We start from the raw sequence: 13,115 nt of genomic DNA on the forward strand, positions 1-13,115 counted from the left end.
GGCCACGGGGGCGGCGGCGAGCAGGCCGTCAGGCCACGGGGGCGGCGGCGAGCAGGGCGGCGATGCGGCCCCGGCATCCGCCGCAGCCGGTGCCGGCCCTCGTGCACCGGCCGACCTCCTCCACGGTGCCGCACCCGTCGTGGACGGCCTCGGCGATGCGCCCGGCCGTCACGCCGTTGCACCAGCACACCGTCGCGTCCGGTCCGAGCGGATCCTCGGCGGGCGCCGCGGCGGCGTCAGGGGCGTCCAGGCGCAGCAGCGCGGCGGGATCGGTCAGCAGCGCTCCGCCCCGCTCGTACCGCAGCGTCAGCTCGGCGCCCGCCTGCGGCAGGCCGACCGACACGAAGCCCGCGAGCGCGCCGTCGCGGACCACGGTCTTCAGGTAGGAGCCGCGCGCCGGATCCACCCAGACGCTCACCTCGGCGTCGGCAGACCACGGCTCCGCCGCATAGTCCCCGCCCGAGACGACGTCGATCCCCTTGGCCTTGAGCATGACCGCGGTGGGCCGCTCGTGCAGCGCGACGGAGGCGTCGGGCCCGGCCGCAGCTCCTTCCGCCTCGGCGTGCAGGCCGGCGGCGACCGCAGCGGCCTGTCGCCAGCCGGGCCCGATCAGCCCGCTCGGCGCGCCGGCGACGCGCCCTGTGGCGTCGGCCGAGCCCGGGTCGGCGATCTGCGCGCAGTCGCCGATCGCGAACACGTCGGGATCCGTCCACGTGCGCAGCGCGGCGTCCACGAGCACGCCGGTCGCGCAGGCCAGGCCGGCGCCGCGGGCGAGCTCCACTCGCGGGGCGACCCCGCAGGAGAGCACGAGCAGATCGCCGCGCGTGTAGGTGCCGTCGGCGCACAGGATCCCGCCGAAGACCGGCCCAGCCGGGGTCTCCCGGAACTCCACCGCCTCGGCGCGGGAGTGCGCGGCCATGCGCAGCCCGGCGCGCTGCGCCGCGCGGCCGAGCATGCGCCCGCCGCCCTCGTCGAGGTTGCGCGCCATCGGCGCGGGTCCGTGGTGCACGACGGTCACGCGTGCTCCGTGCTCGGCCGCGAGCAGCGCGAACTCCATACCGAGCACCCCGGCGCCGAGCACGACGATCGACCCTCCCCCGGCGACGACCGGGGCGACCGCCTCGGCGTCGGCGAGGTCCCGCAGCGCGAGCACGCCGGCCGGCAGCGGAGCGCCGTGCCCGTCGTGACCGGGCGCGGCTCCGCGCACGGGCCGGCTCCCCTCGAGCCCGGCGAGCGTCGGCACGTTCGCCCGGGCGCCCGTGGCCAGCACGAGCCGGTCGTAGGCGACCTCCTCGCCGGCCGCGGTGCGGACCAGGCGACGCTCGCGGTCGATCGCGACCGCGGTCTCGGCGAGCCGGATCCGCACCCCGGCCGCGCGCGCCGCCGCGGTGTCGGCGATCTCGAGGCGCGCGCGATCGGTGGCCCCGACGGCGTACTCGGCCAGGAGCACCCGGTTGTACGCGTCCTCCGCTTCGGCGCCGAGCACGACGAGCGAGATCCGCCCGGCCGCGACGGCGGGCAGCATCTCCTCGACGAACCGGGCTCCCACAGGACCGTAGCCGACCAGGACCACTCGCATCGCGTGCGTCATGCCGCCTCCTCCTCGTACGTCTCGGCGTCCGGGTCGCCCTCGCGCGGACCCTCCGCCGACCCCGCAGATGCGGCGCTGACGACGACCGTCGTGCGCTTGAACTCCGGCATCCCGGACACCGGATCCGTCGTCGCTGCGGTGAGCAGGTTCGCGCACTCGGACCCGGCGAAATGGAACGGCAGGAACACGGTGTCCATCCGGATCCGGCTCACCAGTCGCGCGACGGCCTCGACCGTGCCCCGGCGGTTGGCGACCCGCACGCGGTCGCCGTCCGCGATGCCCAGGCGCGCCGCCGTCGCGGGGTGCAGCTCGGCGTGCGCATGCGGCTGCGCGTCCAGGAGCTCGGGAACCCGCCGCGTCTGCGCGCCCGACTGGTAGTGCTCCAGCAGGCGGCCCGTGACGAGCGTGAGCACGGCGCTCCGTTGCGGCGCCTCCGCGGCGGCGAGGCGCGCGTCGTCGGCGTCGCGGTCGGCTGCGGCGACACCGAGGTCGTCGGCGTCGCGGTCGGGTGCGGCGACACCGAGGTCGTCGGCGTCGCGGTCGGCGACGGCGAGGTCACGGGGACGCACCGGCACGAGCCGCGCCCGGCCGTCGGCGTGACCGAAGCGCTCCGCGAACAGCCGCGGCGTGCCGTCGGTTCCGGGCGGGTACGGCCAATGCGCGGATGCGCCGTCTGCGAGCTGCGCATCCAGCGTCGCGTGACTGAGTCCGGAGTAGTCCGCGATGCCGCCCGCCGAGGCGCGGGCGAGCTCGTCGAACACGACCGCAGGATCCGTGGGCCACTCCGACGGAGCGCCCAGCCGCGCGGCGAGGTCGGCGAGGATGTCGAGCTCGCTGCGCACGCCGTCGGGGGCGGGCAGTGCGCGGCGGCGCCGGATGATCCGGCCCTCCAGATTCGTCATCGTGCCCTCCTCCTCGGCCCACTGCGTCACCGGCAGCACGACGTCGGCCAGGGCCGCGGTCTCGGAGAGCACGAAGTCGCACACCACCAACAGGTCGAGGCGCTCCAGCCCCGCGCGCACCGCGGACGCGTCGGGGGCGGAGACCACGACGTTGGCGCCGTGCACGAGCAGCGCCCGCACGCCGTCCGGGCGGCCGAGCATGCCCAGCAGCTCCACGGCCGGGACACCGGGGCCGGGGAGGACGTCGGGGTCGACGCCCCACACCGCGGCGACCGCGGCGCGGTCGGCCGGGTCGGCGATCTTCCGGTACCCGGGCAGCTGGTCGCTCTTCTGCCCGTGCTCGCGGCCGCCCTGGCCGTTCCCCTGTCCGGTGAGCGTGCCGTAGCCGGAGCCCGCACGGCCGGGCAGGCCCAGCAGCAGGGCGAGGTTGATCGCCGCCGTGGCCGTGTCGGTGCCGTCGGCGTGCTGCTCCACGCCGCGCCCGGTGAGGATGTAGGTGCCGCGTCCGCGCGCCAGGCGGTGCGCGACGTCGCGCAACTGCGCCACGGGGATGCCGGTGATCTGCTGCACCCGCTCCGGCCACCAGGCGGCGACGCTGCGCCGCACCTCGTCGAGGCCGACCGTGCGGGCGGCGAGGCCGTCGAGGTCGGCGAGCCCGTCCGCGAGCACGATGTGGGCGAGCCCGAGCAGCAGCACGAGATCGGTGCCGGGCGCCGGCTGCAGGTGCGTGCCGGCGCCGTCGGCCGTGAGCTCGGCGGTCTGCGAGCGGCGCGGATCCACCACGATCAGGCCGCCCGCGGCGCGGGCACCTGCGAGGTGCGAGAGCAGCGGGGGCATGGTCGCGGCGACGTTCGAGCCGAGCAGCAGGATGGTGTCGGCGTCGTCGAGGTCGGTGACGGGGAACGGCAGGCCCCGGTCGACCCCGAAGGCGCGGTTTCCCGCTGCGGCCGCCGAGGACATGCAGAACCGGCCGTTGTAGTCGATCCGGGAGGTGCCCAGCGCCAGCCGCGCGAACTTGCCGAGCAGGTACGCCTTCTCGTTCGTGAGACCGCCCCCGCCGAACACGGCGACGGCGTCGGCGCCGTGCTCGCGGCGGATCCCGCTCAGCTCCGCGGCGATCCGGTCGAGAGCCTCGTCCCAGGTGGCCGGCTGCAGGACGCCGTCCCGGCGGATCAGGGGCGTGGTCAGCCGGTCCGGTGCGGCCAGGAGCTCTGCCGAGGTCCAGCCCTTCTTGCACAGCCCGCCGCGGTTCGTGGGGAACATCCGCGGCGCGATCCGCACCGGAACGGGACCGCCGGGCTCGGGCGTGAGCGTCATCGCGCACTGCAGGGCGCAGTACGGGCAGTGCGTGCCGACGCTGCCCTGGGGGGCCGTCGCCCGGTCGGTGCTCGCGGCCGTCATGCCCGCCGCCTCAGATCCGGACCCCGCGGCGGCGCCCGCGGATCAGCACCGCGACGGTCACCCCGAGCAGCACCACGTAGGCGGCCACGAACCAGCCGAGCCCCGTCGCGTACCCGCCCGTCGCGGCCTTGGACAGGCCGAGCGCCTGCGGCACGACGAACCCGCCGTAGGCCCCGAGCGCCGACACGATGCCCAGGGCGGCCGCCGCGGCTCGCTGCGCACCGGCGTCCCCGGAGCTCGCGTGCGCATCGGCGGCGCCGGCACGCAGGGCGAACAGGGTGGGGATCATCCGGTAGGTGGCGCCGTTGCCCGCGCCGCTCGCGACGAACAGCAGCAGGAAGAACCCGAGGAACAGCCAGAACGAGTGCAGCGACAGCGTGAGCACCACGGCGAGGGCGCCGATCGCCATGACCGCGAACGCGGCGATCGTGATGGTGCTGCCGCCGAAGCGGTCGGCCAGACGCCCGCCGAACGGACGCGCCAGGGATCCGACCAGCGCGCCGACGAATGCGAGCGAGAGGGTCGCGCCGCCCAGCGGGAAGGCGCTGTACGCCGGGAACTGATCGGCGATGAGCTTGGGGAACACGGCCGAGAAGCCGATGAAGGATCCGAACGTCCCGATGTACAGCAGCGCCATCAGCCACAGCGCGGGGGCGCGCAGGGCCGCGAGCGAGGCCTTCACGTCGGCGCGGGCGCTGGTGAGGTTGTCCATCCGGAACCAGGCACCGACGGCCGCGACCAGGATGAACGGCACCCAGATCAGCCCGGCCAGGGGCAGCTGCAGCGTCGCGCCCGCCCCGAGCGTGATCACGATCGGCACGACGAACTGCGCGATGGCGGCGCCCAGGTTCCCGCCCGCCGCGTTCAGGCCGAGCGCCCAGCCCTTCTGACGCTGCGGATAGAAGCTCGTGATGTTCGCCATCGAGCTCGCGAAGTTGCCGCCGCCGAGGCCGGCCAGTGCCGCCATGATCAGCATCACCGGGAACGGCGTGCGCGGATCCGCCACGCAGATCGCCAGGCCGATCGCAGGGATCAGCAGCAGCGCGGCCGACACGATCGTCCAGTTCCGGCCGCCGAACCGCGGCACCATGAACGTGTACGGGAACCGCAGCGTCGCGCCGACGAGGCTGGGGATCGAGATCAGCCAGAACGTCTGCGTCACGGTGAAGTGGAATCCGGCGGCGGGCAGCGCGACCACGACGATGGACCAGAGCTGCCAGACCACGAAGCCGAGGAACTCGGCGAAGATCGACCAGCGCAGATTGCGCCGCGCGATGGCCGCGCCTGCGACGTGCCACTGCTGCCGATCCTCGGCGTCCCATCCCGAGATCCATCGCCCCGGGTGGAAGACGAGGCCGCCGGTGGCGGCGGGCGTCCCGGATTCCGTGCGATCGTCGATCGGAGCGGTGCGGATCGTCGCGGTGCTGGTCATGGCGAACCTCCTGTCGGTGTGTGCGCATCACGCTAGGGAGCCTGTGTTTCCGGCTCTCGCGCACCCGGTGACACCTGTGTGTCGAAGTCCTCTCGGGGGCCGGCACGCCGTGTGAGGCGTTCCGTGACGCACGCGGCGGGGCTGCGCGGCGGCTGCCTTGCTCCTGGGGGAACGCCGGTTGACTCTCGGCGCGCGATCCGGGCCGGGCTGTTGAGCGCCGGATCGGCGGCGGCAGAGCATGGGCTATCCCCGCAGCCCGGCGGGGACCAGGGTCGAAGGAGTCCCACTGTGACCGAAGACGTGACCGCGATCGACACGACCCCTGAGCCTGTCGACGGGCTCGACGAGTGGCGCACGTACGACGAGTTCGCCGCGGGGATCGACACGTATCGTCTGCCGAGCACCGATCTCGGAGGCACGAGTCTTGTGCTCGCTCTCGATGACGGCCAGACGCTGTCGCTCCGCTTCGGCCCGTCGACGGACTCCGGGACCGGGAGGGTCGAATGGTCGGGTCTCGGAGCTGCGGGCACGGATCCGTACGACGCGGTGGCCGTGCGCGACGACGTCGTGTTCCTGAACCTGCCGCTGACGTCCCGCGAGCGCGAAGCACTGACCGTCGTGTTCTCCACCGCCACGCACCGCGCCGTGGTGGTGCGCTCCCGGATCGCGCCCGAGGCCGTCGAGGGCACCCCTCAGGTGGGCCAGGAGTTCTGGGCGGCGACGACCGACGCAGGCCCTGCCACAGGCGAGGTGCCCGGCCCGAGCCGTGACCTCATCGGCAAGCGCAACGTCTACCGCTACAGCCCGCATCACCTGTACGAGCACGTCTACGTCTCCAGCCAGCGGTACGCCTGGCAGTGCCTCGAGGGCGTGCAGCGCGGCCACGGCGACATGGATCTCTCCACGGTGTGGAAGTTCGCGGACGGCCTGTACCTGTTCTGCTTCCGGGAGTTCCGCATCGCGGTCGCCAGCGTGTGGCTGCACGACCTCGGCTACCAGCTGCGCACGACCGGCATCTTCCTCGGACTCAACGGCGAGGGCGCCTCCGAGCACTCCCGCGCCGGCGGCCACATCTACCCGCTCGGCACGGTCTCGTATCCCGACGCCCAGCCGGTCTGAGCGAGGACCGCCGCATGTCACGTCCACCGCACCGCCGCCCGGTCGGAACCCGCCAACCCAGGAGCCATGCATGACCAACGCCGACATCATCCGCGCGCACTACGACGCCAGCGATCGCGGCGACCTTGACGGCATGCTCGCCCCGCTCGCGGCGGACGTCCGCTGGACGGAGGCCGCGGGCTTCCCGTACGCGGGCACCTACGTCGGCCCTGATGAGGTCGCGAAGAACGTGTTCGAGCGGCTCCAGGAGGACTGGGACGACTACACGCTGGCCGTGGACGAGGTCGTGGACGGCGGCGACACCGTGATCGGCATCGGCACCTACTCCGGCACCTACAAGCGCACCGGACGGTTCTTCGCTGCCCGCGTGGCGCACGTGTGGCGGCTCTCCGGCGGCGAGGTCGTCGCCTTCGAGCAGTTCACCGACACCGAGATGATCTCCCGCGCCCTGCACGACTGAACGCGCCGGGTCGCACCGGCCTGCACCACACCGCGGGGTCCACCCGCACCCGAGAGAGACAGGAATCACATGAACAAGCGCATCACCGCCGCGGCAGCGCTGCTCGCCGCGGGCATGCTGGCCCTGGCCGGCTGCTCCGGATCGGGCGGAGGCGGATCCTCGGATCCGATCGTCGTCGGATCCGTGAACACCATCTCGGGACCTGCGACCTTCCCCGAAGCCTCGCAGGCCGCGAAGGCCGTGTTCGACCAGTTCAACGCCGACGGCGGTCTCAACGGCCGGAAGATCGACTACAAGGCCCTCGACGACAAGGGCGACCCCGCCACCGCGACCGCGAACGCCCGCGAGATCGTCGGCAGCAACAACGCCGTGGCGATGGTCGGCTCGGCGAGCCTGATCGAGTGCGACCTGAACAAGAAATACTACGAGCAGGAGGGCATCCTCTCGATCCCCGGCATCGGCGTGGACACCGGCTGCTTCGACAGCAAGAGCATCTCGCCCGCCAACGTCGGCCCATACAACGACCTCACCCTCACGCTCACGTACGGCTCCGAGGTGCTGAAGCTCGACAACATCTGCGTGCTGCTGGAGATCGCCGGCTCCACCCGCCCGACCTACCAGGCCGCGATCGACAAGTGGACCAAGGCGACCGGCAAGAAGCCGTCGTACGTCGACGACACCCTGCCGTACGGTGCGAGCGACTACACGCCGTACATCGTGAAGGCGCGCCAGGCCGGCTGCAAGGCCCTCGCGGTGAACCCGATCGAGCCCGACGCGATCGGCCAGATCAAGGCCGCCAACGCGCAGGGCTGGAACGACGTCACCTTCCTGTACCTGACCAGCGTCTACAGCGACAACTTCGCCCAGGCCGTCGACAACGCCGGAGCCGGCGTCTACGTCCCCGCCGAGTTCTACCCGTTCACGGAGGAGAACGACATCAACAAGGGCTGGCGCGACCTGATGACGAAGAACAAGATCCCGCTGACCTCGTTCAGCCAGGGGGGCTACCTCGCCGCGACGCACTTCATCCAGGTGCTGAAGGGCATCAAGGGCGACGTCACCCGCGAGAGCGTGACCGCGGCGCTGAAGAGCATGAAGCCGATCGACGACAAGATGATCGGCACTCCGTACACCTTCGGCGTCGACAACACGGCCGGCTGGCCGATCGTCCTCAAGAGCGGCACCCACAAGTGGGAGAAGGTCGCGGACGACTGGCTGCGCCTCACCCAGTGATCTGAGGATCCGGTCTGTTCGAAACCCGCCGAAGGGCCGGAACAGACCGGATCCGCCTCCCTCCCGGACGCTTCGACAGGCTCAGCGACCGGAACACAGAAAGGACGACGCCATGTTGCAGGGCGCCATCGCCGGTCTCGCCGCCGGCGGCCTCTACGCGGTGCTGGGCGTGTGCCTCACCCTGATGTCGCGGCTGGTGCGGGTGGTGAACTTCGCGCAGGCCGCCACCGGCATGTTCGGCGCGTTCACCGCCGTCTGGCTCGTGCGCCAGGCGGGGCTGCCGGTCTGGCTCGGCTCCCTCCTCGGCGTCCTCGTCGCCGGGATCCTCTCGGTCGCGATCGGCTGGATCGCGGCGACGTGGCTGTCCGAAGCCTCCACCACGACGCGCTCGGCGATGACGGTCGGGCCGCTGCTGCTGCTGATCTCACTGTCGTTCATCCTGTTCGGGAACAAGCCGCAGCCGTTCGACCCGATCATCGCGGGCCCCGCGTTCTCGGTCGGCGGCGTCGTCGTCAGCCAGGTCACCGTCGCCACCGTGCTGATGGCGATCGTGACCGCGCTGCTGGTCAAGCTCGTGCTCAGCCGCACCCGGGTCGGCGTGCAGCTGCGCGCTCTGTCGGAGCGGCCCACCACGGCGGAGCTCCTCGGGATCCGCTCGCGCCCGCTGTCGATCGCGGTGTGGTTCGTGACCGGCGTGATCGGCGCGATCGCGATCATCATCGTCGCCCCCTCGCAGTCCAACGACGCCACGGGCCTCGCGATGCTCATCATCCCGGCCGCCGCCGCCGCGCTGCTCGGCGGCTTCAAGCGTCTCGATCTCACCGTCGTCGGCGGGCTCGTCCTCGGCGTTCTCGGCGGGCTGGTCGCGCAGATCAATCAGGTCGCGCTCGTGCGCAACTTCCTGCCGTTCCTGTTCATCGTGATCCTGCTGCTCTGGTCGCAGCGCAAGGAGGTGTGGGATGCCGCGCGCTGACCGCCCGCTCGTCTCGGGCCTCGCCCGGAATCCGCTGTTCCGCAACACCTGGCCGTTCGCGGTCGCCGCGGTCTGCGTGCTCGTCGGCCTCGTGCTGTCGAACGTGCTCTCGGGCTACTTCGTGTTCCTCGCGATCAGCGCCGTGACGGCCGCGATCGCGATCCTCGGCCTCGGGATCGTGACCGGATCCGCCGGCATGATCGCGCTCTGCCAGCTCACCTTCGCCGCCGTGGGCGCCTGGATCGTGGCGCTGTGCAACCTCCGCCATGTGCCGGGCGGCTTCATCGTCTGGCTCATCGCCGGCGGCATCGCCGCGGGCCTCGTCGGCGTGCTCGTGGGTCTGCCGGCGCTGCGCCTGCGGGGAGTGAACCTCGCCGTCGTCACCCTGGGCTTCGCCGCCGCGGCGGACGTCACGCTCGTGCAGATCCAGTTCCCCGGATCCGCCGACAGCATCTCGATCGACCGGCCCGCGGGCTTCACGAGTGACAAGCAGTTCTTCTTCCTGTCGATCATCGTGCTCGTGGTGTGCGGTCTCGCCGTGTTCTTCCTGCAGCGCGGCCGCTGGGGCGCGAGCTGGAAGGCGGTCGCCTTCTCGGAGCGCGGCACCGCCGCGGCCGGACAGAGCGTGCAGAGCGCCAAGCTCACCGCGTTCGCGGTCTCCGCGGCCCTCGGCGGCATCTCGGGCGGCCTGCTCGCGGGCCAGGTGCAGCTGCCCTTCGCATCGAGCTTCACCCCGCTGCAGTCGCTCGCGCTGTACGTGCTGGCGATCATGTCGGGCGCGCACCTCATCGACATGGCGGTGCTCGGCGGCATCCTGTGGGTGCTCGTGCCCGAGTTGCTCAAGCGCTGGGGCATCCCGCAGGACTGGGGCTTCGTGGTGTTCGGCGTGCTCGGAGTGCAGGCGCTCACGAGCGGCTCGAACCTCGGCCAGAGCATCCGCTCGGCGATCTGGAAGCGGCAGGACCGCAAGACCTCGAACGCGGAGCTCACGGCGCTGCCGCCGGATGCCGGCGACGACGTCGAGGAGGTCCGCACCACGACCACCGCGGCGCTCGACCCCGCCGCGGTGACCGGCGAGCCCGTGCTCACCGTCGAGGGGCTGACCGTGCAGTTCGGCGCACTCAAGGCGCTGGACGACGTGTCGTTCCAGGTGCCGGCGGCGTCGATCATGGGCCTCATCGGCCCGAACGGCGCGGGCAAGTCGACATTCGTCGACGCGATCAGCGGCTTCCTGCCCAAGCACGGCGGCCGGGTGCTGCTGGGCGGCCGGGACCTCGCGGGCCTCTCCCCCACCCGGCGCGCGCGGCTGGGCCTGCGCCGCACGTTCCAGCAGGACCGCGTGCCGCCGCTGCTCACGATCGGCGCGTACGTGCGCTTCGTGGCACGCCGCCGCCTGTCGTCCGCGGACATCGACGAGACGCTCGCGTTCTTCGGGTGCCCGCCCGCGCGGGCCCGGCTGTCGAGCGTCGACGTCGGCACCCGCCGCCTGGTCGAGGTGGCCGCAGCCGTGCTGTCGCAGCCGCGGCTGCTGATCCTGGATGAGCCGGCCGCCGGTCTCTCGCACGAGGAGCACCTGGCTCTCGCCGCCCGGCTGCGCGAGCTGCCGGACCGCTACGGCACGGCGCTCATCATCATCGAGCACGACCTCGATCTGGTCCGCTCGGTGTGCCCGATGCTCACGGTGCTGAACTTCGGGAAGGTGCTCGCCACCGGGCCCCAGGACGAGGTGCTCGCCAACCCCGACGTCGTCAAGGCCTACATGGGAGAGACGGAGCTGCTGTCATGAGCGAACTGGTCCTGGACGGCGTCACCGTCAGCCGCGGCGCAGGCCCGGTGATCTCGGACGTCTCGCTGACCGTGCGCGGCGGCGAGGTGCTCGCACTCGTGGGCCCGAACGGAGCCGGCAAGACGAGCCTCATCGAGTCGATCTCGGGAGTGACCGGGCATTCGTCGGGATCCCTGATGCTGGACGGCGAGCGCATCGACAAGCAGTCCCGCGTCGCACGGGCGCGCAACGGGATCGTGCACATCGAGCAGGGCCGCGCCGTGTTCCCGTCGTTGACCGTCCGCGAGAACCTGTCCCTCACCGCGCGCACCCCGGCGGCGCTCGAGGCGGCGCTGGCGTCGTTCCCGGAACTCGAGAAGCGCATCGACTCCCCCACCGCGCTGCTGAGCGGCGGGGAGCAGCAGATGGTGGTGCTCGCGCGGGCGTTCGCGGCGAAGCCGAAGATCCTGCTCATCGACGAGATGTCGCTGGGCCTCGCCCCCGTCGTCTTCATGCGCCTCGTACCCATCGTGCAGTCGATCGCCGAGTCGGGCGTGGGCGTGCTGCTCGTGGAGCAGTTCACGCACCTCGCGCTCGGGATCGCCGGGGAGGCGGTGGTCGTGGCGGGCGGCCGGGTCTCGTTCCAGGGCACCGCGAAGGAGCTGCAGGCGGATCCGCAGCTGCTGCACCGCGCCTATCTCGGCGGCTGACGACTCGACGCGAGCCCGCTGCCACGCGTGCCGGTGGACGTCCTCGCGCGTCTTTCGTCGCCCGGCACGCGGAGGTACAATCCGCACGGGGCCCGCTTTCGCGCGCCCTGATCGCCGCAGCGCCGCTGGGCCGGCGCGAGGAAGACCGCGCCCCCGGACTGGGGATTCATCATGTTCGAGAACCTCATGGCCACGGCCGTCCTCCCGGCAGCGGACCTCGATCGCGCGAAAGGCTGGTGGCACGACGTGCTCGGGCGCGACCCGGTCTTCGCGGACACGGCGTCGGGCAATCTGTTCTACGACGTGGGCGGAGTCACGGTCCTGGTGTACCGGAGCGACTTCGCCGGCACGGCCCAGAACACGGCGCTCAACCTCGTGACCGACGACCTCGATCGCGACGTGACAGCCCTGCGCACGCACGGAGTCGTGTTCCACGACTACGACCTGCCCGGGCTGAAGACCGTCGACGGGATCGCGGATCTCGGAGGCCTCCGCGGGGCATGGTTCAGCGACACCGAGGGCAACATCATCGCGATCGGCGAGCCTGCTCCCGAGATGATGGCGATGGTGAAGAAGGCGGCGGCCGGCGCGGCGGGCTGATCCCGAGGCGCGTGCCCCTGTGACACCTGCGCGGGCGTACGATGCGCGCATGACGTTGGAGCGCTGGCGGCGGATCGCCGAGTGGCCGCTCGTCGTCGCGTCCCTGCTGTTCCTGGCCGCCTACTCGGTTCAGGCGATCGTGGACCCCAAGGGCGAGGCAGGAGTGCTGCTCGAGGGGCTGCTGTGGGTGTCATGGGGCGCGTTCCTCATCGACTACATCGTCAGTCTGGTGCTCGCGCCGCGGCGCGGGCACTGGTTCCTGACGCACCTGTTCAACCTCGCGACAGTCGTGCTGCCCATGCTCCGCCCGCTCCGGGTGCTGCGCGTCGTGACGCTCCTCTCGGTGCTGCAGCGCACCGCCGGACGAGCGGTGCGCGGTCAGATCCTCATCTACGTGATCGGCGCGACCCTGCTGGTCGTGTATGTGGCGGCCCTCGCCGAGCTCGACGCGGAGCGCATCGGCGGGGGCTCGATCAGGACGTTCGGCGACGCGGTGTGGTGGGCGTTCACCACGATCACCACCGTCGGCTACGGCGACATCACGCCGACCACACCGGAAGGACGGGCGATCGCCGTGGGGCTCATGCTCAGCGGCATCGCCCTGCTCGGTGTCATCACCGCGACCTTCGCCTCCTGGATCGTCGAGCAGGTGTCGGCCGAGAGTACCAGCCGCCAAGCCGCGACGGTCGCGCATGTCGACGCCCTCCGCGCCGAGCTCGCCGAGATGCGGGCCGCGCTGACCGCGCGAGACGCCACCGCCGAGCGCGCCGCTTCGGACGCCCGCGCCGAGCCACGGCTCGAAGGCACGACAGGCTCCGGTGAGTCGGGCTCTGCGCGCACCGGCCCGTGAGCGGGGCATGCCTCCGGTCCCTGAGCTTGTCGAGGGGCCCGGATCCTCGGTCGTCGGTCCCTGAGCTTGTCGAAGGGTC

General features: G+C 72.2%; 11 protein-coding genes. 8 read left to right on the forward strand and 3 right to left on the reverse strand.

All coding sequences use genetic code 11. From position 1 onward, the window contains the following. Positions 1-28: 28 nt before the first annotated feature. Genes AERO9AM_RS13650 through AERO9AM_RS13660 form a run of 3 tightly spaced genes read right to left on the reverse strand, consistent with a single transcriptional unit; the run spans position 29 to position 5,326 of the window. Positions 29-1,591, reverse strand: coding sequence for an FAD-dependent oxidoreductase (locus AERO9AM_RS13650; protein ID WP_159576633.1), 1,563 nt, complete (start codon positions 1,589-1,591; stop codon positions 29-31). Further along, positions 1,588-3,894 (reverse strand): molybdopterin oxidoreductase family protein, encoded by a 2,307-nt coding sequence (locus AERO9AM_RS13655; RefSeq protein WP_159576634.1) that lies wholly within the window; start codon positions 3,892-3,894, stop codon positions 1,588-1,590. The genes AERO9AM_RS13650 and AERO9AM_RS13655 overlap by 4 nt, the downstream gene beginning before the upstream one ends. Before the next feature lie 10 nt (positions 3,895-3,904). Then, the gene (locus tag AERO9AM_RS13660) at positions 3,905-5,326 is read right to left on the reverse strand and encodes an MFS transporter (protein ID WP_159576635.1); all 1,422 of its coding nucleotides are present in this window, start codon (positions 5,324-5,326) and stop codon (positions 3,905-3,907) included. Positions 5,327-5,614: 288 nt separating this feature from the next. On the opposite strand from AERO9AM_RS13660, the gene AERO9AM_RS13665 reads away from it, so the two are divergent. The 8 genes from AERO9AM_RS13665 to AERO9AM_RS13700 all read left to right on the forward strand — a co-directional run bounded on the left by AERO9AM_RS13665 (position 5,615) and on the right by AERO9AM_RS13700 (position 13,036). Continuing rightward, complete coding sequence (locus AERO9AM_RS13665) at positions 5,615-6,445, forward strand: MoaF C-terminal domain-containing protein (protein ID WP_236602622.1); 831 nt, start codon at positions 5,615-5,617, stop codon at positions 6,443-6,445. A gap of 70 nt (positions 6,446-6,515) precedes the next feature. Continuing rightward, complete coding sequence (locus AERO9AM_RS13670) at positions 6,516-6,905, forward strand: nuclear transport factor 2 family protein (protein ID WP_159576636.1); 390 nt, start codon at positions 6,516-6,518, stop codon at positions 6,903-6,905. 69 nt (positions 6,906-6,974) lie between these two features. After that, positions 6,975-8,138 (forward strand): ABC transporter substrate-binding protein, encoded by a 1,164-nt coding sequence (locus tag AERO9AM_RS13675; protein WP_159576637.1) that lies wholly within the window; start codon positions 6,975-6,977, stop codon positions 8,136-8,138. Positions 8,139-8,250: 112 nt separating this feature from the next. Then, positions 8,251-9,111: an ABC transporter permease subunit gene (locus tag AERO9AM_RS13680; RefSeq protein ID WP_159576638.1), complete on the forward strand. Its 861-nt coding sequence runs from the start codon at positions 8,251-8,253 to the stop codon at positions 9,109-9,111. Beyond that, entirely contained in the window at positions 9,098-10,897 is a 1,800-nt protein-coding gene (locus AERO9AM_RS13685) for a branched-chain amino acid ABC transporter ATP-binding protein/permease (RefSeq protein ID WP_159576639.1), read from the forward strand. Before AERO9AM_RS13680 ends, AERO9AM_RS13685 begins: the two co-directional genes overlap by 14 nt. Continuing rightward, the gene (locus AERO9AM_RS13690; protein ID WP_159576640.1) at positions 10,894-11,586 is read left to right on the forward strand and encodes an ABC transporter ATP-binding protein; all 693 of its coding nucleotides are present in this window, start codon (positions 10,894-10,896) and stop codon (positions 11,584-11,586) included. Before AERO9AM_RS13685 ends, AERO9AM_RS13690 begins: the two co-directional genes overlap by 4 nt. Before the next feature lie 171 nt (positions 11,587-11,757). Further along, complete coding sequence (locus tag AERO9AM_RS13695; protein ID WP_159576641.1) at positions 11,758-12,186, forward strand: VOC family protein; 429 nt, start codon at positions 11,758-11,760, stop codon at positions 12,184-12,186. A gap of 49 nt (positions 12,187-12,235) precedes the next feature. After that, the gene (locus AERO9AM_RS13700) at positions 12,236-13,036 is read left to right on the forward strand and encodes a potassium channel family protein (RefSeq protein WP_159576642.1); all 801 of its coding nucleotides are present in this window, start codon (positions 12,236-12,238) and stop codon (positions 13,034-13,036) included. Positions 13,037-13,115 lie beyond the last annotated feature (79 nt).

Origin of the sequence: Microbacterium sp. 8M (assembly GCF_902506375.1) — a bacterium.
Lineage (GTDB): Bacteria > Actinomycetota > Actinomycetes > Actinomycetales > Microbacteriaceae > Microbacterium.